Annotated in this window: 15 protein-coding genes; 8 read left to right on the top strand and 7 right to left on the bottom strand. The window is 71.7% G+C overall.

Annotation, left to right across the window (positions count from 1 at the left end):
* The 4 genes from G3I56_RS14220 to G3I56_RS14205 all read right to left on the bottom strand — a co-directional run bounded on the left by G3I56_RS14220 (position 1) and on the right by G3I56_RS14205 (position 15,038).
* Positions 1–324 (bottom strand): phosphopantetheine-binding protein, encoded by a 324-nt coding sequence (locus G3I56_RS14220; RefSeq protein WP_164409318.1) that lies wholly within the window; start codon positions 322–324, stop codon positions 1–3.
* Positions 321–5,582 (bottom strand): type I polyketide synthase, encoded by a 5,262-nt coding sequence (locus G3I56_RS14215; RefSeq protein WP_164409317.1) that lies wholly within the window; start codon positions 5,580–5,582, stop codon positions 321–323. Before G3I56_RS14215 ends, G3I56_RS14220 begins: the two co-directional genes overlap by 4 nt.
* Positions 5,583–5,587: 5 nt before the next feature.
* A complete protein-coding gene (locus G3I56_RS14210) occupies positions 5,588–12,985 on the bottom strand; it encodes a type I polyketide synthase (RefSeq protein WP_164409316.1) in 7,398 nt (2,465 codons plus the stop codon).
* Positions 12,986–13,535: 550 nt separating this feature from the next.
* Positions 13,536–15,038: an MFS transporter gene (locus tag G3I56_RS14205; RefSeq protein ID WP_164409315.1), complete on the bottom strand. Its 1,503-nt coding sequence runs from the start codon at positions 15,036–15,038 to the stop codon at positions 13,536–13,538.
* Positions 15,039–15,204: 166 nt separating this feature from the next.
* Between G3I56_RS14205 and G3I56_RS14200 the strand changes: the two genes are divergently transcribed.
* Both G3I56_RS14200 and G3I56_RS14195 read left to right on the top strand, forming a co-directional pair.
* On the top strand, positions 15,205–15,660 hold the full coding sequence (locus tag G3I56_RS14200) for a MarR family transcriptional regulator (protein WP_164409446.1): 456 nt from the start codon (positions 15,205–15,207) through the stop codon (positions 15,658–15,660).
* Between the two features lie 177 nt (positions 15,661–15,837).
* The gene (locus G3I56_RS14195) at positions 15,838–17,142 is read left to right on the top strand and encodes a beta-ketoacyl-[acyl-carrier-protein] synthase family protein (RefSeq protein ID WP_343239942.1); all 1,305 of its coding nucleotides are present in this window, start codon (positions 15,838–15,840) and stop codon (positions 17,140–17,142) included.
* Positions 17,143–17,264: 122 nt separating this feature from the next.
* On the opposite strand, the gene G3I56_RS14190 is transcribed toward G3I56_RS14195, so the two are convergent.
* Positions 17,265–18,269: a Ku protein gene (locus G3I56_RS14190; protein ID WP_164409314.1), complete on the bottom strand. Its 1,005-nt coding sequence runs from the start codon at positions 18,267–18,269 to the stop codon at positions 17,265–17,267.
* Between the two features lie 62 nt (positions 18,270–18,331).
* On the opposite strand from G3I56_RS14190, the gene ligD reads away from it, so the two are divergent.
* Positions 18,332–19,204 (top strand): non-homologous end-joining DNA ligase, encoded by an 873-nt coding sequence (ligD, locus tag G3I56_RS14185; protein WP_164409313.1) that lies wholly within the window; start codon positions 18,332–18,334, stop codon positions 19,202–19,204.
* Positions 19,205–19,384: 180 nt separating this feature from the next.
* On the opposite strand, the gene G3I56_RS14180 is transcribed toward ligD, so the two are convergent.
* Both G3I56_RS14180 and G3I56_RS14175 read right to left on the bottom strand, forming a co-directional pair.
* Entirely contained in the window at positions 19,385–19,882 is a 498-nt protein-coding gene (locus G3I56_RS14180; protein ID WP_164409312.1) for a hypothetical protein, read from the bottom strand.
* Between the two features lie 185 nt (positions 19,883–20,067).
* Positions 20,068–20,871, bottom strand: a complete 804-nt coding sequence (locus G3I56_RS14175) for a nuclease-related domain-containing protein (RefSeq protein ID WP_164409311.1) — start codon at positions 20,869–20,871, stop codon at positions 20,068–20,070.
* A gap of 123 nt (positions 20,872–20,994) precedes the next feature.
* On the opposite strand from G3I56_RS14175, the gene G3I56_RS14170 reads away from it, so the two are divergent.
* The 5 genes from G3I56_RS14170 to G3I56_RS14150 all read left to right on the top strand — a co-directional run bounded on the left by G3I56_RS14170 (position 20,995) and on the right by G3I56_RS14150 (position 25,795).
* The gene (locus tag G3I56_RS14170; RefSeq protein ID WP_203689830.1) at positions 20,995–21,501 is read left to right on the top strand and encodes a dual specificity protein phosphatase family protein; all 507 of its coding nucleotides are present in this window, start codon (positions 20,995–20,997) and stop codon (positions 21,499–21,501) included.
* A 128-nt stretch (positions 21,502–21,629) separates the two neighbouring features.
* Positions 21,630–22,373, top strand: a complete 744-nt coding sequence (locus tag G3I56_RS14165) for a hypothetical protein (protein ID WP_164409444.1) — start codon at positions 21,630–21,632, stop codon at positions 22,371–22,373.
* Positions 22,370–23,656, top strand: coding sequence for a HAMP domain-containing sensor histidine kinase (locus G3I56_RS14160; protein WP_164409309.1), 1,287 nt, complete (start codon positions 22,370–22,372; stop codon positions 23,654–23,656). Before G3I56_RS14165 ends, G3I56_RS14160 begins: the two co-directional genes overlap by 4 nt.
* 67 nt (positions 23,657–23,723) lie before the next feature.
* Complete coding sequence (locus tag G3I56_RS14155) at positions 23,724–24,305, top strand: SH3 domain-containing protein (protein ID WP_164409308.1); 582 nt, start codon at positions 23,724–23,726, stop codon at positions 24,303–24,305.
* A 68-nt stretch (positions 24,306–24,373) separates the two neighbouring features.
* Positions 24,374–25,795 (top strand): FtsW/RodA/SpoVE family cell cycle protein, encoded by a 1,422-nt coding sequence (locus G3I56_RS14150; RefSeq protein WP_239134884.1) that lies wholly within the window; start codon positions 24,374–24,376, stop codon positions 25,793–25,795.
* Positions 25,796–25,801: the final 6 nt, after the last annotated feature.

The raw sequence follows: 25,801 nt of genomic DNA, 5'->3' as shown, positions 1-25,801 counted from the left end.
TCAGCCCGCCTCCGCCGCTTTGAGACTGGCGACGACGTGCTCGACGAGCCGTCCGACGGTGAGTTCGATGATCTCGTCGAAGTCCATGTCGGCCAGGAACTCGGCGAAGTTGACCCGGTTGCCGTACTTCTCCTCCAGCAGCCCGGCCAGGGCCACCAGGTCGATGCTCTCCAGTTCCAGGTCGCGGTTGAAGGTGGTGTCCATCCGGATCTCGACGTCGCCGAGGCCGTACTCGTCGAGGAGGACCGCGAGCATGCCCCTGATGTCGGCGAGCACCGCCTCCTCACCAACGGCTCCGGTCGTGTGCCCGTTGAGGCTGGTCATCGCTCCAACTCCCCTTTTTGTGCTGTGACTTCTTCGGCGACTTCTTCGGCCGGTCCGGTTGTCCAGGCCACGACGTACTCCCTGTCGGGCAGTCCGGGGGGATTGCCCGTCTGCTCGCAGTGCACGGTGTAGGCGGGTGCGAGCCGCCCGGAGACCGTGAGCCGGTCGCCCGCGTCCGTGGTCTCCCGTACCGCGAAGTCCCTTGGCCTACAGCCGAATCCGGTGCCCTCCGCCTTCGCGACGGCTTCCTTGGCGGCCCAGAAACGGGTGAACCAGAGCGCCTCGGACTCGCCGCCGGCGGCCGACCTGGCGCGGAGCAGGGCGAGTTCGGCCGGGCCGAGGGCGGTGGCCAGGGTGGATGCGTCCCGCTCGACGACCTCCTCGATGTCGATCCCGGGCCCGGTACCCGGACCTCCGCCGGGGACGGAACCGGGCCGGGTCCGCCGTACGATCGCCACCCCTGCCTCGGCCCGGTGGGCGAGCGAGATGTCCAGCGGGGGCAGGGTCCTGCCGTGCGTACCGGTGACGTACGGCCGCCCGGTCGCGTCGTTGTGCACCTGGATCTCGGCCGGGAACACGTCCCCCTCGCCCTCCCGGTCCCAGAGCCACCGCCGTACGGCGTCCTTGGCGGCGATCCGGCCGAGCAGCCACTGCCGGCGACCGCGTGGCGCGTGCCGCTCGTACTGCGAACGCTCCTCCCCGCCCAGGGAGTTGCGCATGATGAGGTCGCGCGAGGCGAGGTCGGGCCAGCGTTCGTGGAGCAGTACCCAGCCGTCCGACCGGGCCTGGGAGAGGGTGTTGCGCTCGGGGAATCGTTCGACGGGCCTGGTCTGCGGGTCGTTGTCGAAACGGCGGTCCTGCCAGCCGCTCAGCACGGCCCATACCCGGCCGTCCACAGTCAGTTGGACGTCGGCTTCGAGGACGGTGTCGGTGAGTGAGGTGATCCGGACGAAGCAGTCGACGTCGGTGCCGGGTTCGGGGTGCGGCCCGTAGAACCTCATCTCCCGCATCCCGACCGGGAACACGACCGTCCGCGCGGTGCGCGTCGCCATGATCCAGTACCCCAGGATCTGGCCGACGTTGTCGAGGAGCGAGCCGGGCGCGGGCGGGGTCGTGATGACTCCCCGTACGTGCGCCTCGCCCAGCGCGGTGAGCTCGGTGACCCCCTGGAACGCCGGGCCGTGGAACATCCAGCGCTCGGCGTAGAGCTGGGCGGCGGTGTGGTCGGGGGTGCGTTCGGTGGTGGGGTCGGTGGGCCAGGGGGTGGGGTGGGCTGTCAACTCCGGGTAGGTGGCGGCGAGTTCGACGGTGGCTCGGGCTCGGGGGCCGAAGGAGACGGCGCGGTGGGTGGGGGCGGCGGGGACGGGGGCGACTGTCACGTCCACGTCGCGGGGTGGGGTGGCGGTGAGCCACTGGTCGAAGCGGGCGCCGTGGACGGCGACGGCGACGGCTGGGGTTCCGGGGTCGGTCTGCTCCGCCGCTCGCAGGGCCTCTTCCATCATGTGCTGCACGATCGTCGTCGCCGGGACCACCGGCCATCGGTCGGCCACCTCCGGCCAGCCAGGACGCTGCGGGAAGAAGCAGTGGTCGAGGAGGTACGGCATGGTGTCCGGGGACACGTGGACCGTGGTGCGCCAGGGGGGAGGGGTCGCCTCGGCGGGCGGTGTCGGGGGAAGTAACCGGGTGGTGAGGGCGGTTGACCGGGGGCGCAGGAGCGGGGGCAGAGACGCGGGGGCGGGGAGGCCCGGGGTGGGGTGGGCTCCGAAGGGGGGCACGGTGCCTGGGGCGGGGTAAGGGGCGGTGGGTGTGCTGTAGGCCCGGGGAGAAGTCCCGGCGGGTACCGAGGAGGGTACCGAAGGGGCTTGCCGGGAATCTCCGGCGGGCGGTGCGGTGGCTGGCCGGGATGCCTCGGCGGACGTCGCGGAGGCTTGCTGAGAAGCCCCGTTGAGCGCGCTGCCTGCCGGGCCGCCGACCAGGCCGGTGCCCACGGTGGGGCCGCCCGGATCCTGCGCGGCACCCCCGGTGTAGGCCGCGGCGGAACCGGGACGGCGACGGCCCGCGCCGATCAGCTCGGCGGCGGTGTCCGCCGTCTCCCGCAGCAGCGCGCCGAGTTCGGCGGCGGCCGGGAAGCGGCCCGCGAGCGCGTCCAGGGACGACGTCAGCGCGGCGGCGCCCGGGAGACCGGCGGCACCGGGTATCTCCGTGACGCCCAACACCCCGGCGGCACGCCTCCGTTGAGCCGTCACCGGCGTCGAGGCAGCAAACGGCGACGCAACGGTGCCCGACAGCGCGGCGGCAACCGGTGCCCCGGTAACCGCAGGCCCCGCGAGGTTCAGCCCCGAACTCAGTTCAGCGCGCAGTCGCGTGAGCGTCGGTTCGTCGAGGGAGACGAGCGCGCCGCCCAGGTCGAGCCGGACAGGCGGGCGGTTGGACGGCCGGTCCCCCCGCACGGGGTTCCCGGGGAGGGCCGGTTCCGTGGAGCGGTCGGAGGGACCGGCGACATGGGGAGCGGAGTTGCCGGTGGTGTCAGGGGTGGCGGAGCCCGGCAGCGCCGGTGCCGTCGCCCTCCCCGACACCCACAGCGCCGTTGCCACGCGCCGGAGTTGGGCGAGACCGTCGCGGTGCGGGGAGTTGGCGGCGACGACCAGGTGATCGCGCCCCGACAGCGTGTCGCCGATGAGGGAGCCGAGCTGGCCGGTGCCGACCTGGATGAAGGTCCGGTGTCCGGCCGCGTACATGGCCTCGATCAACTGCCGGAAGCGCACCGGCTCCAGCAGATGCCGTACGAACAGCTGACGCACCGCTGACTCTCCCGCCGGGAAGGGCGCCGCCGTCGTCCCCGACCAGACGGGAACCGTCGGCGGCTGAAGCCGGAAGAGGCTCGCGGCCTGCTCGATCGGGGCCAGGTAGGGCGCCAACATCGGCGTGTGGAAGCCGGACTGGAAGGGCAGCACCTGACTGAGCACACCCCGGGCACGGAACGCCCGGACGAACTCCTCGACCGCCGAAGCAGGGCCGCACACCATCGACTGGCTGGGCGCGTTGTCGTGCGAGAGCACGATCCCGGCGTCCGCCCAGCCCTCCTCGGCGAGCGCCTCGAGGACCCGTTCGGCGGATGTGCCGAGTGCCCCGAACGCCAGCCCCGGCACGGTCACCGTGTCGGGGTCGAAGGTCGCCATGAAGGCGCCGACCTCGTCGCCGTCGTACAGTCCGGCGGCCGTCATCGCCGTCCACTCGCCGACGCTGTGCCCGGCCACCGCGTCGGGGACGACGCTCATGCGGCGCAGCGCCCGGTCGAGCAGCAACCCGACCCCGACCACCCCGAACCCGTGCCGGCCCACGTCCCCGACCTCGGCACGTTCGCCGGTCGGGAGCACAGCGTCCAGACCGAAGTGGGCGGCGATGTCGTCGACGCGGGGCTCGAAGTCACCTTCGAGGCCGGGGAAGACGAAGGCCAGGCCTCCCAACCCCCCCTCCGCATCGCCCCGTAGCGGTTCCGGCCGGAACCAGACGTCGCTACGGCCCTGCCATGCCCGCCCCTTGGCGATCGTCCGGCGCGCCAGCGTGAGCCGCTTCGCGGTCGGGTCGACGATGCCGAGCCGGGCGGGCCCGGCCTGCGGATGTGTACGGGCGGCGTCGAGACCGGCGGCGAGTACGGCCGGGTCGTCCGCGTCGAGCAGGGCGGCGAGGGCCTCGGGGGTGTCGGCGGCGAGCAGGAGGACTCGCTCGGGCTCGGCGACGGTGACCGACGGCCCGGGTGCCGTCGGCATGAGGGACGCCGTGCTCCTCGTACGCGCCCCGGGCGCCTCCTCCAGCACCACATGGGCGTTGATCCCGCCGAACCCGAACGCGTTGACCGCCGCCCGCCGTACCGGCTGCTCGGCGGTCGTCTCCCAGGGCGCCGCCCGGTCCAGCGGGCGGAAACGGGTGGCCGCGAGGGCCGGGTGCGGGTCGTCGCAGTGCAGGGTGGGCAGGAGCATGCCGTGGTGGACGGCGAGGGCAGCCTTGACCAGGCCCGCGACCCCGGCGGCGGGCATGGTGTGCCCGATCATCGACTTCACGGAGCCGATCACCGCCGGACCGCTGCCGCCCGCGCCTTCGCTTGTCCTGGGCCCGAACACCTCTGCCAGCGTGGCCAGTTCGGCTGCGTCTCCGGCGGGGGTCGCCGTGCCGTGGGCCTCCAGGAGGCCCACCGAACCGGGCTGGGCGGGGTCGAGTCCGGCGGCGCGCCAGGCCTGGCGTACGGCGTGGGTCTGGCCGCCGGGGTCGGGGTTGACCAGCCCGGCGGCGCGGCCGTCGCTGGCCACGCCGGTGCCCCGGATGACGGCGTAGATCCTGTCTCCGTCGCGCTCGGCGTCGGCGAGGCGCTTGAGGACAACCACGCCGGTGCCCTCACCGATCAGGATGCCGTCGGCGCCCCGGTGGAAGGGGCGGATGCGCTGGCTGGGCGAGAGGGCGCGGAGTTGCGAGAAGACGCTCCACAGGGTGATGTCGTGACAGTGGTGGACTCCCCCGGCCAGCATCAGGTCGCAGCGCCCGGAAGCCAGTTCGTTCACCGCCTGGTCCACGGCAACCAGCGAGGAGGCGCAGGCCGCGTCCACGGTGTACGCGGGTCCGCGCAGGTCGAGCCGGTTGGCGACCCGGGAGGCGGCGAGGTTGGGGACGAGCCCGATCGCCGACTCGGGGCTGTCGGGACCGAGCCGGTCCGTGAACGCAGCACGGACACGGTCGAGTTGGGCGGGATCCAGCTCCGGCATCAACTCGCCCAGCGTGCGGACGAGTTGGCCTGCCGTACGGACCCGCTGGTCGAGCCGGACCAGGCCCGGGGTGAGGTAGCCGCCCCGGCCGAGGACCACGCCGATGCGGTGCCGGTCGGGAAGGTGGTCGTCGCCGCCCGCGTCGGCGAGGGCGGCGGCGGCCACGTTGAGGGCGATGAGCTGGTCGGGCTCGGTGCCGGAGACGGAGTTCGGCATGATCCCGAACCGGGTCACCTCCACCTCCGCCAGCTCGTCCACGAACCCGCCGCGCCGGCAGTACACCTGGTCGGCGACGGCACGGCCACCGGCGGAGTCGGGCCGGTAGTAGGCGTCCGCGTCCCAACGCCCGTCCGGCACGTCGGTGATGGCGTCCGTCCCGGCGAGCAGGTTCCGCCAGTAGGAGTCGAGGTCGGCGGCGCCGGGCAGCAGCACGGACATACCCACGATGGCCACGGGCGTCGACGTACCACCACCCGCTGACCGCGTATGACGATCAGTCATGTCGGTTACCAGCCCGACGAGGTGTAGACGACGGTGCCTGCCGACTCCTCGCCCCAGGCCAGTTCACGGAGCAGCGCGGCCGTGCCCTCCTCCGGGTCGATGAGCCTGACCCCGCGCCGGGCGTACTCGCGCCCGAGTTCGGGGGTCACCATGCCGGTGTGGCCGCCGGTCGGCGCCCACGGCCCCCAGTGCACGGTCAGGGCCCGCTGCCCGGTACGGGACGCCCAGGCGGCGCCGAGGCTCTGGAGGGCGTCGTTGGCGGCGGCGTAGTCGACCTGGCCCCGGTTGCCGAGGACGGCGGAGATGCTGCCGAACAGGACAGCGAAAGCAGGCCTGTTGGGGAGCTGCTCCAGTGCGGCGAGCAGGGTCTCCGCACCGGTGGTCTTCGTCCCGTAGACGCGCTGGAAGGACTCGGCGGTCTTCTCGGCGATGAGCCGGTCCTCGATCACCCCGGCCGCGTAGACGACCCCGTCGAGGCGGCCGTGTTCGGCGTGGATCTCCTTCACGGCCTGGAGCGCCGCGTCCTGTTCCCGGAAGTCGACGGAGTGGTAGCGGGCGGGGCTGCCGAGGGCCCCCAGTTCGTCGAGGGTGGCGGTGATCTCCCGCTGGGCGAGCAGGAGTTCGGCCTCGCGGTTGAGCTCGGCGGGGGTCAGTCCGCCCCGGGCGGCGAGTGCGGCGCGCAGTTCGGTCCGGGTGCCGGCGGCTGCTGTGGCCGCGCCCTCCGGGCCCTCCGGTGCGGGTGTGCGGCCGAGCAGTTCGATCCGGCAGCGGGAGGCGGACGCCAGTGAGGCGGCGAACTTCGCGGTGATGCCCCGCGCCCCGCCGACCAGCAGGACCACGCTGTCCCGGTCCAGTCCGAGGGCGGCGGCCTCCGCGGCACCGTCCCCGGCGGGTCCGGCGCCGGTGGTGCCGAGTGCGCCCAGCGGGGTTTCGATCAGCTCAAGTCCATGGCGTCCTGCGGCAGTTCGCAGGACGACAGGGGTGCGGTCGGAGGCGAGCAGCTCGCCGAGCAGCGCGTCGGCGACGGCCGCGGCACTCGTGTCGTCGTCGGCGAGGTCGATGATCCGCGCGTCGGTCTCCGGGTACTCCCGGGCGACCGTCCGGAAGAGCCCGTGCAGGCCGGCCGACCTCAACTCGGCCTCGTCCGGGCCGCCTTCCGTGGTCACCCGTACGGCGAACAGCCAGCGCGGCCCGAGTCCGAGGGCCGCCTTGAACACGGGGAACGCGTCGGGCAGCACCGGTGGCCGGGACGAGGCCAGCGGGTCGAGGTACAGCACGCCGTCAACCTGCCCGTCCGGCCCGTCCGCTCCGGTCAGCAGATGCTCGGGGCCCAGGACCACCGTGTCGGCGCCATGCCCGGCGAGCCGCGCCGCGACCTCCCGGGCTACCGTGCCGGAATCGTCGTCACCGAGGAGGGCGAACCGCTTTCCGGCCAGTACGGCGGCGGGGTCGACGCTCCCGGTCCCGGTCGGGGTCCCGTCCGCCATGCCGTGTCCGTCCTGCTGTTCCAGCAGGACGGGGCGCAACTGGAAGCGCTTCGGCGCCTCACCGGTGACCTCCGGGGACACGTCGGCCGCCTCGGCCGCCACCGGCCGGAGGGACTGCGGTGCCGCTCCTTGTTCCTCGACCTCATCCGGGCCGGTGAGCCGCACGGTGAGCCATGCCGTCACCGAGGCCGCCGTACGGGCCTTGGCGAGATCCTCCAACTCGGCATCGTCGAGCACGGTGAGGTCACCGGCGCCCCCGATGCCGAGCCGCTGCGCCAACTCACCGGCGATCTCAGCCCGCTTGATCGAGTCGATGCTCAGGTCAGCTTCCAGATCGAGGTCGGGCTCGATCATGTCCACCGGATACCCGGTCCGCTCACTGATGATCTCCAGCACCACCCCCAGCACATCCGCCTCCGTGAACCCCACAGCAGCGGGGACAGGGACGGGAGCGGACACGGGCTGGGACACGGCCGTGGTGAGCCGCGCCGCGAGCCATGCCGTCACGGAAGCCGCCGTACGGGCCTTGGCGAGATCCTCCAACTCGGCATCACCGAGCACCGTGAGGTCACCGGCGCCCCCGATGCCGAGCCGCTGCGCCAACTCACCGGCGATCTCAGCCCGCTTGATCGAGTCGATGCTCAGGTCAGCTTCCAGATCGAGGTCGGGCTCGATCATGTCCACCGGATACCCGGTCCGCTCACTGATGATCTCCAGCACCACCCCCAGCACATCCGCCTCCGTGAACCCCACAGCGGCAGGGACGGGGACGGGGGCGGGCACGGCATAGAGCGCGGGCGGATAGGCGGGCGGCACGGCCACCCCCTGCTGATCCTGAGCCTGTGCCATCCGCAGGGGCTCCGGTGCCGTGGGCCCGGGTATCCACTGTCCCGGAGCCGCGCCGAAGTACGTGAGGAGTACGTCCCGTTGAGCGGCGACCATCTCGCGGCTGGCGCGCAGGAACTCGGAGATCAGCGCGTCCCTGCCGTCGGCGCCCGGGGTGCCGTCCTGGTGATTCGCGGTCACTGTCGTCGTCTCCACTACGCGTCGGGCCGGTGCGAGCGCACCGGGGAGGAGTTCGCCGGCGGCGGTGCGGACCAGATGGCCGTCGACCGTCCAGCCGGGCCGCTTCGGTGCCTTCGTCCGGGTCGCGTCGACGGCGTCGCGCCCGTGGAACAGCCATCCGGTGCGCACCGGCAGCCCCGCGACGGCCAGTTGGGCCAGCGCGTCGAGCCAGCCGCGCAGTCCGCTGTCGGGCCGTGGTTCGCAGGCGACCGTCCGGTGCGGGCGGTCGCCGAGGATCTGGCCGACCAGCCTCGTCAGTACGGAACCGGGCCCGGCCTCGACGAAGATCCGGGCGCCCGCCTCGTACATCGCCTCGATCTGGGCGACGAAACCGACCGGGGCACCGATCTGCGCGGCGAGTTCGGCACGCACCGCGTCGGCGTCGGCGCCGTACGGGGCGGCCGTCCGGTTGGACCACACCGTGAACTCCGGCGCGCGTACCGGCTGTTGGGCCAGTGCCGTCGCGAACCGTTCCCCGGCGCCGGCGACCAGCGGGCTGTGGAAGGCGCAGGCGACAGGGATGCGCTTCGCGCCGAGCCCGGCCGCGCGCAGCAGCCGTACGGCCTCGTCGACCGCCGCCGTCGGTCCCGAAATCACCGTCTGCTTGGGCGAGTTGTGGTTGGCGACGACAACCGAGGCAGGCGCGTCGGCGGCGCGCAGGGCGGCCGTGACGTCCTTGGCGCCCGCCGACACCGCAGCCATGGTGCCCGGGTCGTCGCCGTTGGCCTCGCCCGCGGCCGAGAGGATCGCGGTCGCCCGCTCGGCGCTCAGCGCGAGGAGTGCCTCCGGGTCGAGGGCGCCGGCCGCGCTGAGGGCGACGAGTTCGCCGTAGCTGTGCCCGGCGGCCATGTCCGGGCGCACGCCTGCCGAGGTGAGGAGGGCGTGCGCGGCGAGACCTGCGATACCCAGGGCGGGTTGGGCGACGCGGGTGTCGGTGAGCGCGGTGTGCTGGCGGTCGCGGGCGGTGTCGTCGAAGGCGGTGGGCGGGTAGAGGAGGTCGGCGTGGTCGCTGCCGAGTTCCAGGTAGTACTGGAGTTCGGGGAGGGCGACGAACACGTCGGCGAGCATCCCGGTTCGCTGGCTGCCCTGCCCGGGGAAGAGGAAGGCGACCTGGCCTGCCGTTTCCCCACGGTCCTGAGCAGCGAGGTGGACTCCGGCGCGCGGGTCGTGCTCCCCCGCCAGTGCCCGACGCAACTGCCCGACGAGTCCTGCCGTGTCCGTTGCCACGACCGCCACCTGCACGGGTTCGTGGCGGGCGTCGGAGCGGCGCGAGGCGGCGAGGGCGAGATCGCGCAGCCGCCAGGAGGACTGCTCGTCCTCCGCCGCTTTCAGCACGTCCTCGATGGCCCGCCGGGCCCCCGCCAGGTCGGCCGCCCGGAAGGTGAACAGTTCGACGGGCCAGGCGTCGAGCCCGTGTGCGGGCGGGGCGGAGTCGGCGTAGGCCTCCAGCACCACATGGAAGTTGGTGCCGCCGAAGCCGAACGCGCTGAGTCCCGCGAGTCGTTCGTGTGCCGGAGCCGCCCATGGTCGTGCCTGCCCGTGGAACACGAACGGGCTGCTGCCTTCCTCCCAGGCGGAGTTGGGCTTGCTCACGTGCAGGGTGGGCGGCTTGACCCCGGTGTGCAGGGCGAGCACCGTCTTGATGAGGCCGGCGAGTCCGGCGGCGCACTTGGTGTGCCCGATCTGCGACTTGACCGACCCGAGCGCCACAGCACCCGACTTGGCTCCGGCCTCGCTGAACACCTCGCTCAGGATGGCGAGTTCGGTTCGGTCGCCGACCACGGTCCCGGTGCCGTGCGCCTCGACGAGTCCGACCTCGGCGGGCGACACCCCCGCGTTGCGGTACGCCCGTTGCAGCGCGGCACGCTGTCCCTCGGGCCGGGGAGCCGTCAGCCCGAGGGAACGCCCGTCGCTGGAGCTGCCGACGCCCTTGATGACCCCGTAGATCCGGTCGCCGTCACGCTCGGCGTCCGCCAGCCGCTTCAGCACGACACACGCGACGCCCTCCCCCAGCGCGATCCCGTCCGCCGAGCTGTCGAAGGCGCGGGACCGCCCGGTCGGGGAGAGTGCGTGCACGGAGGAGAAGAGCACGTAGTCGTTGATGCCGTTGTGCAGATCGGCGCCGCCGCACAGCACGACGTCGCTGGTCCCGCCCACCAGTTCCTTGCAGGCGACGTCGACGGCGGCCAGGGAGGAGGCACACGCGGCGTCGACCGTGTAGTTGGCACCGCCGAGGTCGAGCCGGTTGGCGATCCGGCCGGAGATCACGTTGGAGAGCATGCCGGGGAAGGAGTCCTCGGTGAGCCTGGGCAGCTGATCCGCGAGCCCGTCCGGCACCTTGCCGTAGTACGAGGGCAGTACGGCGCGCAGCGTGCCCGCGTTGGACAGGTCGCTGCCCGCCTCCGCGCCGAAGACGACCGAGGTGCGCGAGCGGTCGAACTCCCGCCCCCGCTCTCCGTATCCGGCGTGCGTCAGGGCTCGCCGGGCGGCTTCGAGTGCCAGCAGCTGGACGGGCTCGATGCTGCCGAGCGAGGTGGGTGGAATGCCGTACGACAGCGGGTCGAAGGGGATGCGGGGCAGGAAGCCTCCCCACTTGGACGGCGTGACGCCGCCGTCCCCGGCCTCCTGCGAATAGTGCACGGCAGGATCCCAGCGGTCGGCCGGTACTTCACTCACCGCATCGTGACCGCCGAGGACGTTCGCCCAGAAGGCGGCGAGGTCGGGGGCATCCGGGAACATGCAGGCCATGCCCACGACGGCGACGTCGAGGGGCGCGGGCGCCGGAGCCTCCTCTGGCGGGTGTACACCGAGCCGCTCCCGCAGCTCCGCCGCCCGGTCGGTGAGGAAGTCGGCGGCGCCGCCTGCCACGGAGTGGTGCAGGGCGTCGATCGTCGTGGTCGCCGAGCGCAGCACGGCCACTTCGCCGGCCATGAACATGCCCTCGTCGAGCTGCCGTTGCTCGTCCACGGCCGCCAACTCGCCCTCGGTGTCGCGCTCGATGCCCTTGCTGGCGATCCGCAGCCGCCCGACGTTGAGCCGCTCCAGCCGCTCCCAGATCTGCCGATCCGGCACCCCGCTCGTCCTCAACTCCGCTTCGAACTCGCGGTAGTTGTCGCTGAACGGGCTGGGTACGCACCGAGTGGCATGACCGGGTGCCGTCTCCAGCAGCGCGGTACTGGTCGCGTCGACGACCTGTCGCTGGAAGAGCGGCTGCACCGCTCCGCAGGCCACGGCCTCCTCGGTGAACAGATAGGCGGTGCCCATGAGGACGCCTACGGATGCGCCGCGCGCGGTCAGTGGAGCGGCGAGGGCGGCGACCATCGCGGCCGACCGCTCGTCGTGGACACCACCCGCGAAGAACACCTCGATCCGCTCGGCGTCGCTGTCCTTGGCCCCGGCCAAGTAGTCGTCGATGACGGCGAGTTGGGCCTCCCAGAGCGGAAAGCTGCCGCGCGGTCCGACATGGCCGCCGCACTCGGACCCCTCGAACACGAACCGGCGTGCCCCGGCCTCCAGGAACTGCTTCAGCAGCCCCGGCGAGGGCACGTGCAGGAAGGTACTGATCCCCGCCCGCTCCAACGCCTCGGCCTGGGCCGGACGGCCGCCCGCGATGATGGCATGCGTCGGCCGCAGCTCCCGTACGGCTTCGAGCTGGGCGTTTCGCAGCTCCTCGGGCGCGAATCCGAGCACGCCGACACCCCAGGGCCGGTCGCCTCCGACGGCTTCCCGGGTCTCGGCCAGCATGGTCCGGGTCTGCTCGCCACTGGCGAGGGCCAGCGCGACGAACGGCAGCGCGCCGCCCCCGGCGACGGCCGCGGCGAACCGCGCCTGGTCGCTGACGCGGGTCATCGGCCCCTGGGCGACGGGGAGTTGGGTGCCGAGGGACCGACTCATCGGGGAACCGGAGCGCAACGCACGTACGGGCCCGTCACCTCGTACAACGTCGTGAATGGCGCCGGTGAGGGCGCGGACCGTGCGGGCGGCGTCGCCCCACCGGTCGGCGAAGCGGGCGGCGAGGAAGCCGTCCTGGCCGACCGGGAGGAGCTGGGTGCGCGGGTCCTGGGCGCCGAGCATCGCCGCGACCGCCGCCGGATCGCCGGCCGGGACGGACGGGGCGTCAGGGCCGCGCCGGTGCAGTACGCGGTGACCGGACACGACGACGGTCTCCGAGCCGTCCATCGAGCGCAGCGCGGCAGCCGTCGCCTCCGGCAGCGAGGACTCGGCGAGCAGGGCGAGTTGACTGTCGAGCACGACGCCCGCCGCTCCCCCGGCGACGGCGGCGGCTGCCGTACGGGGGCCGATGCCGCCACGGGCCCAGACGGGGAGGTCGATGCCGGGTTCGGCGAGGAGCCGTTGCAGCAGGACGAAGGTGCTGAGGTCACCGATCCTGCCGCCGCCATCGCTGCCCCGGGCGATCAACCCGTGCGCACCGGACCGGACGGCCGCGAGGGCCTCCGCCAGGTCGGTGACCTCGACGAGGACACGGTGGCGGGCGGCGACCTCGGCGACCGGCCTGAAAGCGTCGGAGACATCGGCGACATCAGGGGCGAGGATCACGGTGTCGGGGCCACCGTCGCCGACCAGGTCGGCGAGGGTGAGTCGGCAGTGGGGGCCGATCCGTACGCCGTAGCGGAAGTCGGAAGTGGAGGGGACAGAGGGGCTGGAGGGGGTGGAGAGCGCGGCGAGGCGGCGCATTCGCGCCAGCGCGTCTCTGGCTCTCCGGTCGCCGAGACCGAGGTCGAGTACCCCTAGGCCGCCTGCCCGGCTGACCGCGGCGGCGAGCCTGGCGTCGGGCTCGCCGAACGGGGTGACTCCAATGATCATGTCAACGGCGCGCACGGCAGACGTCATGATTCTCCGAAATATTCGGTGAAACTGCACGGTGGGGGTTTTGTGTGGCGCGGAGGCACTTCACTTCTGGGGGAAACGCTTCGAGGGGAAACCACCGGGAAGCTAGCGCCGACATTACTCGCGAGTCAACATGGCGTGGAACATTCCGTATGCGGCCGATTCCATTCGGCCACCATCACCCGGCCGTCCCAAGTCCCGAAAAACCGTCCAATTCCAATCAGTATCGACATCACCGCAGACCCGGCGGCACACCCTGGCCGTCAGCGAGCTGTCAGAAACCCGGTTGAATTCACTTCCGCCTCACGCCTCGGAAACACGGCGGGCAGGCGAAGGAAACCTTGTAAATTCTTCATGTCAGCATCGCGGCGGCCGAATCCAGGCATGCCTGAGAGGCCCCTTCGGCACGGCCTAAGGCCACTGCCCGGCGACACTGACAGACCATCTAATTCCACTGCCCCTTCCTGAACAAGAGGCAGGACACGACAGAACGAGCCGACCTCCCCGTCGGAAACCCGGGGAGGTCGGCTCGTTACGAGGCTGGGGGTCGCCGTCAGGCCCTGGCCTCAGACGCACCGGACGCCTGGGACACCTCGGACGCCTGGGACACCTGGGAGTCGAGAGCCCCCGGAGCCGTCTCAGGCTCCGAAGGGGCCCCCACCGAGCGGACCGGGATGAGGAAGGCGACGACCGACGCCGCGAGGCCGACACCGCAGCCGAGCATCATGGCGGCCCGGAATCCGGCCTCGGAGGGCAGCGCGAAGCCGCCGAAGTCGGTGGTCATCTGGGCCAGGACGACGCCGATGACGGCGGCCGAGACCGAGCTGCCGATCGAGCGCATCAGGGTGTTGAAGCTGTTGGCGGAGGCGGTCTCGGACTGCGGGACCGCGCCCATGATGAGCGCCGGCATGGCGCCGTAGGCGAAGCCGACACCCGTGTTGCAGACGATGGTGACCGCTAGCAGCGCCCAGGTGGAGCCGGAGCCGACGAGGGGCAGGGAGATCCCGTACCCGATGGCGATGACCAGGCTGCCGACGGAGAGCGTGATCCTGGGGCCCGACTTGGCGGAGAGCATGGCGCCGAGCGGTGACATGACCATCATCATCAGACCGGCCGGAGCCATCCACAGGCCCATGGCGAGCATGGACTCGCCGAGGCCGTAACCGGTCTCCTTGGGCAGCTGCATCAACTGGGGGATGACCAGGGCCTGGGCGTACATCGCGAACCCGACGAGGATCGAGGCCGCGTTGGTCATCAGCACCTGCGGACGGGCGGTCACCCGGAGGTCGACCAGCGGTTCGGCGTTGCGCAGTTCCCACCAGCCCCAGGCCAGCAGTACGACCACGGCGACGGCGAACAGCCCGAGGGTGGTGCCACTGCCCCAGCCCCAGTCGGCGCCCTTCGACACGGCGAGGAGGAGGCAGATCAGCGCGGTGCCGAGCCCGATCGCGCCGAGCACGTCGAAGCGCCCGGAGGCGGTGTTCTCCCGCCCGGCGGGCACGAAGACCGCGATCAGCGCGGCGAAGGCGAGGGCCAGCGCGGCCACGACCCAGAAGAGCACCCGCCAGCTCGCGTTCTCGGCGATCGCCGCGGAGAACGGCAGCCCGAGCGCGCCGCCGACACCCATGGACGCGCTCATGATCGCGATGGACGACCCGAGCTTCTCCGCCGGTACGACGTCACGCAGCAGACTGATGCCCAGGGGTACGACGCCCATGCCCATGCCCTGCAGTCCGCGCCCGGCGATCATCGGGAGCACGGAGGAGGACAGCGCGCACAGGACGGAGCCCAGGATGAGCGGCACGAGCGAGACGAGCAGCATGCGCTTCTTGCCGTACATGTCACCGAGCCGGCCGGCGACCGGAGTCACGACCGCGGCGGCCAGCAGGGTGGCGGTGATCACCCAGGAGGCGTTCGAGGCGGAGGTGTCGAGCAGGCTCGGCAGCTCCCCGATCAGCGGGACCACGAGGGTCTGCGTGATCGCGGCCACGATGCCGGCGAAGGCGAGGATGCCGACAACTCTGCCGGAGCCGGCGTCGGGCTTGGGACTGTCCACGGGGTTGCTCCCTCACGGCGATGTGCATGATGCACGAGATGTGCAGCATACACATCGCCGGTGAACGAACTAACTTGGGAGAGGGTCCACCGAAGGGAAGACCCGTCCAGGAGCCGAAGGAAGCAGCCGCGTGGACAAGCCGACAAACGACCGCGTCGACAACGACGTGGACAAACCCCTTGATCTGATCGAGTTCGAGACGATGCTCCTCGGTCGGCACATGCATCTGCGCTCACCGAGAGCGGGGGGCGCGCCAGAACGGCTCGACCGCAGCGCGTACACCCTCCTCAGCCGTATCCAGGTGGAGGGCCCGATGTCCATCGGCCAGCTCAGCGCCGCGTTCAGCCTCGACGCGTCCACGCTCAACCGGCAGACCGCCGCGATGCTCCGGGCCGGAATCGTCGAACGCATCCCCGACCCCGAAGGCGGCATGGCACGCAAGTTCGCGATGACGGAGAAGGGCGAGCGCCGGCTGGCCGCCGACCGCGCGGCGAACCTGGACGGCCTGGCCAAGGTGATGGCCGACTGGACAGCCGAGGAGGTCGCGGACTTCGCCGCCCAACTGAGCCGCCTCAACCGTGATGTCGAGCGACTGGACGGACGTCCGTGGCCGCGCGGCTGAGCGGCCGAGGGGCCGAGGGGCTGGACACCACCTACATCGCCTACAAGCAGTGAACGTACGTTAACGATTGAAACCTGAACCATCCCGGCATGAATTGCCCCTGGCATGGGCAGAGTTGAGGTGCGCCAACCGTTCCGCGCCGACCGTCCACGTCGCACTCGGGGAGGCAGCTTCGCCGTGCGCTCCGAGCCGGAAGTCCCCGCCCCTTTGCGCCACTTCGTCGCCCGCCGGGTCGTCGTCACCGGCCTGGGCGCCATCACCCCGCTCGGTGTCGGAGTCCCCGATCTCTGGCGAGGCCTCCTCGAAGGCCGTTGCGGAATAAGGGAGTTGACCGGCGAGGAGTTCACCGGCCTGCCCGTCCGCGTGGCGGGCACGGTCCCCGTGGACCCGGCAGGCCTGCTTCCCCGCCCCCAGGCCCGCCGGATGAACCGGTCCGCGCAGTTCGGCGTACTGGCGGCGCGGGAGGCCTGGCTGGACGCGGGCTTCGACGGTTCGGGCACGGAGGCGAGCGGTCTGTCCCCCGAGCGCGTGGGGGTGTCGGTGGGCGCGATCCTGGGCGACGCGTCGGTCCTGGTCGGCGGCGACCGCAGGCTGCGCGAGAAGGGGCCCCGGGCGGTCTCGCCGCTCACCACCCCCATGACGGTGCCGTCTCAGGCGGCGTCCCAGATCTCGCTGGCCCTGCGCATCACGGGCGAGGCCCGCACGGTGACCAGCGCCTGCGCGTCGGGCACGGAGGCGATCGGCCAAGCCATCGACCGCATACGGTACAGCCATGTCGACGTCGCCCTCGCGGGAGGCGCCGAGGCTGTCGTCACCCCGGCGATCATGGCGTCGTTCGCCGCGATGCGCGCTCTGTCCACGCGTCCCGCCGGGGACCTGCCGTCCCGCCCCTTCGCCAGGGACCGGGACGGTTTCGTCAACGGCGAGGGCGCGGGTTTCCTGCTCCTGGAGTCCGAGGAACACGCCCGGGCGAGGGGCGCCCGTGTCTACTGCGAGGCGGCCGGCTGGGGCCTGTCGGCCGACGCCCACCACATGGCGGCGCCCGACCCGTCCGGCACCGGAGTGGCACTGGCCCTCCACCGCGCCCTGCGCGACGCCGGAGGCCAACCCGCCGACGTGGTCCACGTCAACGCCCACGCCACGGCCACGCTCGACGGCGACCTGGCGGAGGCGAACGCGCTGCGGGCGGTACTGGGCACCACCCCGGCCCCCGTCACGGCCCTGAAGGGCCACCTCGGCCACCTCCAGGGCGCCGCGGGCGGAGTGGAGGCGGTCGCGACGGTCCTGACCCTGCACCACGGCACGATCCCGCCGACGATCGGCTGCACGGCGGGGGAACAGGACGAGGCGATCGACCTGGACGTGGTGAGAGGCGCCCCGCGCCCGCTGCCGGACCACGGCGATCTGGCCCTCAGCAACTCGTTCGGGTTCGGCGGGCACAACGCGGTACTGGCGTTGCGGCGGGTGCGCTTCACCGGCTAGGCGGTTCTTCGGCTGCGGGCCCGGTGGGGGCCGGTCGCGCCCCGCGGCGCAGCCGCAGATGGACGCAGCCCCGCGCCCCTGGCGGGGCGTCAGGCCCTCGTGGAGCCATGGAGAAGGGGCGGTCACGCCGAACGTTTGCGAGCGGCTGTCTTCTTGACTGCGGCCTTCTTCGCCGGGGTCTTCTTGGCGGCGCTGGTCGACTTGTTGCCGGTGGTGGTCTTCTTGGCGGCGGCCTTCTTCTCTGTGGAGGTCGACTTCTTCCCGGCGTCCGCCTTGGGCGCGGCCTTCGAAGCGGCAACCGTACGACGCCCCCGCAGGGGCTCGACCTCCCCCTCCTCCTCGACGGTTTCGCCGCGCGACTCCTTGGCCTCCCGGACGCTCTTCTCCAGCGCGGCCATCAGGTCGAGCACCTTGCCGCCACCGCTGGGCGCCGGGGCGTGCGGCGCCTCCTCGCCGGCGGCCTTCGCGGCGATGAGCTCCTCGACGGCTTCGCGGTAGTCGTCGTGGAGGTCGGCGAGGTCGACCTCGCCGAGGGTGGCCATGAGGGCGTCGGCGAGATCGAGTTCCTGGTCCCGCACGGTGACGCCGGTATCCGGCGCGACCCCGTCCGTGGCCCGGATCTCGTCGGGCCAGAGCAGCCCGTGCATGGCGATGACGTCGTCGACGACCCGCAGCATGCCGAGCCGCTCCCGCCCCCGGAGCGCGAACTTGGCGATGGCGACCTTCTGGCTGCGCTTCAGGGCCTCGCGCAGCAGGGTGTAGGGCTTGGCGGCCGGGACCCCGTTCGCGGACAGGTAGTAGGCGGTGTCCATCTGTAGCGGATCAATACGGTCACTGGGCACGAAGGCGACGATCTCGATGGTCTTGGCGGTGGGCAGGGGCAGCGACGCCAGATCGTCATCGGTGATCGGAATCATCGAGCCGTCGGCACCCTCGTACGCCTTGCCGATCTCGTCCCCCCGGACCTCCCGGTCCTCCATCTCGCACACCTTGCGATACCGGATGCGCCCGCCGTCCTCGACGTGGATCTGCCGGAAGGAGATCGCGTGGCTCTCGGTGGCGTTGACGAGCTTGATCGGGATGCTGACCAGCCCGAAGGAGATGGCGCCGTTCCAGATGGATCGCACGAGGAAACCTTCCTCCGGTCACCCAGGGGCACTTTGCCCCACTTTCATGGGATTCTCATCGTATGACGCCGATCACGGAAGTGGAGGGGCGAAGGGTGGCGCTCTCCAACCTGGAGAAGGTGATCCACCCGGCGACAGGCGTCACCAAGGGGGAGCTGCTCCACTACTACGCCACCACGGCGGACGCCCTCCTCCCCCACCTCCACGACCGCCCGGTCTCCTTCCTCCGCTACCCGGACGGCCCCGACGGCCAGGTCTTCTTCGCCAAGAACGTGCCGCCGGGTACGCCCGACTGGGTCACGACGGCGGTGGTCCCTCGCTCGGAGGGCCCGGCGCGCATGATCCTGATCCAGGACCTGCCGAGCCTCATGTGGGCGGCAAATCTGGTCACGGAGTTCCACACCCCGCAGTGGCTGATCGACGCCCCCGGCGAGGCCGACCGCATGGTGCTCGACCTGGACCCCGGCCATCCGGCGACGATCGTGGAGTGCTGCGAGGTGGCGCTCTGGCTACGGGAGCGGCTGGCGGCGGACGGGATCGAGGCGTACGCGAAGACGTCCGGCTCGAAGGGCCTGCACCTCCTGACGGCACCGGCGGCCCGGACCCCGGCCGGCGAGATCACCGCGTACGCGAAGGAGCTGGCGGTCGAGGCGGAACACACCCTCCCCCACCTGGTCGTCCACCGCATGACTCGCAGCCTGCGCCCCGGAAAGGTCTTCGTCGACTACAGCCAGAACGCGGCCCGGAAGACCACGGCAACGCCGTACACCCTCAGGGCGCGGGCAGAGCCGACCGTCTCGACACCGGTGACGTGGGAGGAGGTGGCGGGGTGCACCAGCCCGGCCCAACTCACTTTCAGGGCCGGGGACATCGCGGCCCGCCTGGATACGTACGGGGACCTGCTGGCCCCGCTCCTGCTGACGCAGCCGCCATGAAGTCGGTTTCCCGCCCGCCGAACTCCGAGGCGGTCGAGAGGGTGTCCCCCGCTGCTCACCACAAAACGGCCTTGGGCGCCCTCGTTCCCGTCTCCGCAGGCACCCCTTGCGGTTGATCATCTCGTAGCGGTCGCTGCGGGGACAGACGGCCGGCCGTAGAGCCCGTCGCGTCGCATCACGTCACGAGTCGTCGGCGCCTGTCACCAAGCTCCAGCCGTGCGAACCGGTTCCGCGCTTCCGACCGTCGACGCGGGTGACATCCGGCCCTCCTTTGCTGACCGATCGCAGCCCGCTCAGCAGGGTCAAGGACGCGCAGTAGAGGGTCAGGCCAATGGCGATACAGAGGGCGAGAAAGGGCCGCGATCCCTTGCCCGTCGTGCGGATCACCTCCGGGAGTCCGGAGCCACAGAGGATCGTCGCCAAGGCGTAGACCTTCCACAACAGTCCGTGCACTCGCTGCTGCCTGCGCACTTCGGCGAACGACGGAAGGGTCACCAGGAGCCGTGCCTCGCAGTGGTCGCACGTCTCATGGACCTCGTTCACCCGCCTGTCGAAACGCTCCAGACAACCGGTCGTGGCGTTGGTGAGGCAGATCGTCCGGGCATGCCTGCCGCCCACCGCCCTGCCGATGCTGTGCGTGATCCTGTACTCGAAACTCCCCGTCACCTCAGCGGCCACGGCTCCCCCCTTCGCTTCTCCGGCGCAACCCGGAAGACCGCTTCCAAGGCCGGTCACCGCGGGTCCCTGCCGGTCACAAGATCCTGGGCGCCCGGAGCGAGATCAACCCGCGGTCGGACGCGCCTTGCCTGTCCATCGACCCGGCCCCCACCACCTGACCCAGAACCTGATCCGAACGAAACGGCCTACACCCGCCCCCAGGTCCCCCGGTCCCGGGCCACCGCGTGCAGGGCCTCCACGTCCGCCGGTTTCAGTACGCCACCCAGTCGCACCAGCTCCGACAGATCCGTGTCCTGGAGCACCCTGACCTCCCGCAGCGGAACCGTGATCCGCAGGTCGGCCGGGCCTGCCAGGGCCAGAAGGGGGTGGACCTCGGCCGTCAGGGCGTACGAGGCCCGGTCGGCGTCGGAACGTACCCGTCGCAGCAGCGGGTTCGGGTCCCGGCGGCCCAGGGAGACCATCGGGTCGGCGACCAGTACCCGCTGTTTACGGGCGTACAGCGTGTGCACCGCGAACAGTCCTCCCGGGCCGATCACCAGATGGTGGATCCGGTCGCCGCCGGGGAGCGGGAGCGAGTGCAGGGTGTGCCAGCCCGCGCCCTCCAGCGCCTCCAGGGCATCGCCCACCGCCTGTTCCGCCGTCAGGGCACGCCTTCGGGGGTCCGGGCGGAGACGATGGGGTGGGCCCGGGTCGCGGTCCAGGGCGACCTGGAGGGCCTCGCCGGGACGGTTCGGGGCCAGGTCGTCGTCGGGGTGGAGGGAGAGGCGGGCCAGCTCCGCCGGGGTGGGGACCGGGGGCGGGCCCACCGTCACCGGGCCCGTCAGGAACGGGCCCAGGGCTTCCAGTACGTCCCCTCTGAGGTCGTCGCTCAACAGGTTGACCCGGGACGACTCACGGTCGTACCAGGCGATGTTCCGCCCGTCCGTCAGGCACACGTACAGCCGTTCGTGACCTTGGCGCCAGGCCGGTACGACGCGCAGTCCGCTCATCCACCATCACCCCAATCCCCGCATGGCCATGGGAACAGGCGGGGTGCTGCCGGGGCAAGGACCCGGTTACCTTTGAAGGGAGTTGGGGCGTAGTTGGGTGCCCGAGTGGGGGAGGCGGCGTAGTTGCGGACCCGCAGGAAGGAGCCCGACGTGCCGGCTCCGGGCAAGCCGTGGAGCGAGATCGTGCCCGGGCTGTGGATGGGCGGACACGAGTTCACGCGTCGCCCGGGGGAGATCGAGTTCGCCGTCGTCCACGATGAGTTCGACCTGGTCATGACCCTGCTCAAGCTCCCTGGGTACGGGCCCGATCCCGGCGTGGAGCATCACGTGTGGTCCATCCCGGACGGCCCGCTCGACGGTACCCAGCTCGCCGGCGTGATCCGGCTCGCCGAGGCCGTGTGCGCCGCGCTGGAGGACGGGCGCAGGGTGCTCGTGCGCTGTTACAGCGGCTACAACCGCTCGGGGCTCGTCGTCGCGCACGCCCTCGTCCTCGACGGGTACGACATCGAGGAGGCGATCCGTCTCATCAGATCCCGCCGGTCCCCGTGGGCCCTGCACAACGAGCGGTTCGTGGAGTACCTGCGGACGGGCCTGTCCACGGCCCGGCTGCTGGAGGAGCTGGCGGAGTAGCCCGCGTAACCCGCCCGGCGAAATGCGACTTCCCTGCGAATAGGGTGTCGTGGACGTGGCGACTCATCGACCATCGCCCGCCATCCCCTTCCCGACGCCGACGCAGGAGTGCAGTGGACGCCAGCCGCATCTCCCGCGCCCTGCGCGCCACCCTCGCTGTCCTCGCCCTCGCGACCGCCACCGCCGCCTGCGGTGACGCCGGTGGGCTGCGCGGGGCCGGGCCGACCGCCACCGCCGTCAGCCCCGCCCGGCTCTGGCCCGAGCTGCCGGCCGCCTCCAGCCCCGCCTGGGACTACGGCGAGGCCGAGACCGAGACCGTGAAAGGCGTCACCGCCCCCGGCGACGACATCCACAAGGTCGACCCGGTGGCCGTCGTACGGGCCGAGATCGCCAGGCACGCCGACACCTACACCGCCGACGGCTCCCCGTACACCGGAACGGCCGCCGGGATGGCCGCCTGCGGCCGCAAGGGCACAGGGACAGGGACGGGGGCAGGGACAGCCGCCGGTACCAGCGCGTGTCCCGTCCTCAAGGCCTACTACCGCGACCTCACCGGCGACGGCCGCGACGACATGGCCCTCGGTTTCCGGCTGCTGCCGGGCAACGGGACGGCCGTACGCGTGTACACCTTCCAGCGGCACAGGCTGGTCCAGATCATGGCGAACGACGACGCGGTGACCGCCGTGGAACTGGCCGGCCGGGCCGTGATAATCCGCTCGCCGTCGCAGATCCCCGGGTACGAGTACCGCACGCAGTGGACCTGGGACGCCGACCAGAAGGCGATGCTGCTCACCCGGGACGAGTTCCTCCGCACCGGCAAACCCAAGCGCCTCCCCACCCCCCTGCCCGCCTCCTCCGCGAGCGCCCGGTGAGGGTCTCGCTGCCCGGGTGGGCAGGCACCCTCGCCGCCAAGGCCGCGCTGTTCATCACCGGGATGTGCTGCGCCCTCGCCGCCCTGCTCGGCGTCCTCGTGCATGTCTCGGTGACCCACCAGACCGTCGACCAGGCCCGCGACCGCGCCCTGTCCCGGCTGGTGGAGGCCACGGCCGCGTACGAGGCCGGGGACGCGCTGCGGCCTCACACCGGTATCGACCCCGAGGGGCTGCCGACGGCCCTGCGGACGCTCGCGGCGGCCGGGGAGCGCGGCACGATGGTCACCGACCACGACGGGGTGCCGACGATGTGGGCGGCCGGTCCCGCGGACGGCGGTCACGCGCTGGCCGTGGCGCTCGACTACTCACAGAGCGCCCGTACGATCGACGGCCTCGACCGGGCCATCCTGTGGTCGTCGGGCCTTGCCATCGGCGCGACGCTGCTGGTCGGCGCGTTCGCGGTGACCCGGGTGACCCGCCGCCTGCACGCGACCGCCCAGGTGGCCCGCCGGATCAGCGCCGGCGACCTCGACGCCCGCGTCGACGACGCCCGTACGCAGGACCCGAACCGCTCGCCGGACGAGGTCGCCGCCGTCGCCGCCGCCCTCGACACCATGGCCGCCTCGCTGCAACGGAAACTGCTCAGCGAACAGCGTTTCACCGCCGACGTGGCCCACGAGCTGCGCACCCCGCTCACCGGGCTGCACGCGGCGGCCGAACTGCTGCCTGCCGGGCGGCCGACCGAGCTGGTCAGGGACCGGGTCGCCGCACTGCGCACACTCACCGAGGACCTGCTCGAAATCTCCCGGCTGGACACGGGCAAGGAGCGGCTGGAGGTCGACACCGAGGCGCTCGGCGCCCTCGCCGAACGGGTGGTTCGGGCTTTCGGAGCCGCTGGAGCCGACACGGAGACCGTCGTCGTCCGTGACGCCCTCGTCGACACCGACCGGCGTCGGCTCGAACGGGTGCTCGGGAATCTGATCGCCAACGCCCACCGGCACGGCCGTACGCCCGTGACGCTGACCGTCGACGGGCCGGTCGTGACCGTGCGGGACCACGGTGACGGCTTCCCGGAGTACCTGGTGGAGCACGGGCCGCAGCGGTTCCGCACGGAGGGCGGGGCGACCGGGCACGGGCTCGGGCTGACGATCGCGTTGGGCCAGGCGGAGGTACTGGGCGCCCGGCTCACCTTCGCCAACGCGCCGGACGGTGACGGCGGTGGCGCTCTGGCGACGCTCACGCTGGCCGAATCACGGGAGCCCGCCACCAACGGCCCAGCGTGACGGGCGCCTTACACGACGCGCTCCTAGCGTGGCGGTTAGTCAGCTCTGTCCTGCCAAAGGAGCCCACATGTCACCGCGGACCACCCTGACCCGCCTCGGCATAGCCGCCGCCACCACCGCACTCTCCGTCGGCGCCGTCACCCCGGCACTCGCGAGCCCCGCCGACGACGACTGGGGCAGCAGCTGGAACCAGCAGCAGCAACAGAACAGCCAGAGCAACCAGAACAACCAAAGTAGCCAAAGCAATCAGAGCAATCAGAACAACAACAACGACGGCGGCGGGCAGCAGCAGAGCAACAACAGCTGGAACCAGCAGAACAACAACCAGCAAAGCAACAACCAACAGAGCAACCAGCAGAGCAACAACAGCAACTGGGGCCAGCACAACAACACCAGCAGCAACAGCAACACCGTCCTCTACAAGGGGATCGTCACCGCCAACGGCGGACTGCGGCTGCGCAGCGCGCCGAATCGTGGCAGCGCGATCATCCGGGTCGTCCCGAAGGGCGCCATCGTCAACATCTTCTGCAAGACCGGCGGCGAGAACGTCGACGGCAACTCGCTCTGGTACCTCCTGACGGACGGCACCTGGGCCTGGGGCGCCGCCCGCTACATCGACAACATCGGCGCCGCGCCGCGCTTCTGCTGACCCTGGTCGTGCCCTTTACCCGGCACAGCGTCACGCAACATTCCATCCATTTTGGGTAGATTCCGAACATGACGAAGCCCGGAACCACCGTGGCGGCGGCGTACGAGGAATCCCCGAAGCCCTGGCTGTCGGAGCCCGCCGATCCCTCCGCTCCCGCCCCGCGCGTCCCCCGGCGCCGTGGCATCGAGCTGGCCCTCATCGTCGTCGCCGTCCTCCTCTCCGTGTACGGCTACTGCGATGTGGGCCTCGCGAAGAACGGCACGGTCCCGCCCGGCGCCGCCGGTTACGGCGCCGGGCTCGGCGTGCTCGCGCTCCTCGCCCATCTCGCGGTGCGCCGCCGCGCCCCCTGCGCCGACCCGCTCCTGCTGCCCATCGGCGTGCTGCTCAACGGCCTCGGCCTGGTCCTCATCTACCGGCTCGACCTGGAGACGCCGGGGCACCGGGCCGCCCCCGCCCAACTCGTCTGGTCCACGGTCGGCGTGGCTCTGTTCATCGTGGTCGTCGTCCTGTTGCGCGACCACCGGGTCCTTCAGCGGTACGCGTACGTCTGTGTGGCCGCCGCCCTCGCCCTGCTCATCCTCCCGATCTTCTTCCCGGCGGTGAACGGGGCCCGCATCTGGATCCGGATCGCCGGATTCTCCTTCCAGCCGGGCGAGTTCGCGAAGGTGCTGCTGGCGGTGTTCTTCGCCGCGTACCTGGCCGCCAACCGGGGCGCGCTCGCGTACACCGGCCGCCAGATCTGGCGGTTGAGCCGGCTCCAGCTCCCCACCGGGCGGGTCCTCGGCCCGATCGTCGCGATCTGGCTGCTCAGCGTCGGCGTACTCGTCCTGGAGCGCGATCTCGGCACCTCGCTCCTCTTCTTCGGCCTCTTCGTGGTCATGCTGTACGTCGCCACGGGCCGCACCGGCTGGATCGCGGTCGGTCTGCTGCTGGCCGCACTGGGCGCCTTCGCCGTCGGGACCCTCGAACCGCACGTCCACAGCCGCGTCGAGGACTGGCTGCACCCGTTCGCGACGATCGAGGCCGGCCAGGGCCCCAACCAGCTCTCCCAGTCGCTGTTCGCGTTCGCGGCGGGCGGCATGCTCGGCACCGGTCTGGGGCTCGGTCACTCGATCCTGATCGGCTTCGCGGCCAAGTCTGACTTCATCCTGGCGACGGCGGGCGAGGAACTCGGGCTGGCCGGTCTCTCCGCGATCGTCATCCTGTACGCCCTTCTGGTGGAACGCGGCTACCGGGCGGGCCTCTCGCTGCGCGACCCCTTCGGCCGGCTGCTCGCCGTCGGCCTCGCCTCGATCGTGGCGCTCCAGGTGTTCGTGATCGCGGGCGGGGTGTCGGGGCTGATTCCGCTCACCGGTATGGCGATGCCGTTCCTGGCACAGGGGGGCTCGTCCGTGGTCACCAACTGGATCATCGTGGCGCTGCTGATCCGGATCAGCGACTCGGCCCGGCGACAGCACACCGAGAACAACGACGGGCAGCCCACACCATGACGAGAC

The sequence above is a fragment of the Streptomyces sp. SID12488 genome (assembly GCF_010548275.1).
GTDB lineage: Bacteria > Actinomycetota > Actinomycetes > Streptomycetales > Streptomycetaceae > Streptomyces.
The sequence above is the reverse complement of the archived record's forward strand: the minus strand, read 5'-3'. Positions and strand labels throughout refer to the sequence as shown.

What these genes read in the sequence shown, in the direction of transcription:
- G3I56_RS14220 (WP_164409318.1), bottom strand. Translation starts at nt 324, where the DNA reads ATGACCAGCCTCAACGGGCACACGACCGGAGCCGTTGGTGAGGAGGCG.
- G3I56_RS14215 (WP_164409317.1), bottom strand. Translation starts at nt 5,582, where the DNA reads ATGACTGATCGTCATACGCGGTCAGCGGGTGGTGGTACGTCGACGCCC.
- G3I56_RS14210 (WP_164409316.1), bottom strand. Translation starts at nt 12,985, where the DNA reads ATGACGTCTGCCGTGCGCGCCGTTGACATGATCATTGGAGTCACCCCG.
- ligD (WP_164409313.1), top strand. Translation starts at nt 18,332, where the DNA reads ATGACGCCGATCACGGAAGTGGAGGGGCGAAGGGTGGCGCTCTCCAAC.
- G3I56_RS14175 (WP_164409311.1), bottom strand. Translation starts at nt 20,871, where the DNA reads ATGAGCGGACTGCGCGTCGTACCGGCCTGGCGCCAAGGTCACGAACGG.
- G3I56_RS14155 (WP_164409308.1), top strand. Translation starts at nt 23,724, where the DNA reads ATGTCACCGCGGACCACCCTGACCCGCCTCGGCATAGCCGCCGCCACC.
- G3I56_RS14150 (WP_239134884.1), top strand. Translation starts at nt 24,374, where the DNA reads ATGACGAAGCCCGGAACCACCGTGGCGGCGGCGTACGAGGAATCCCCG.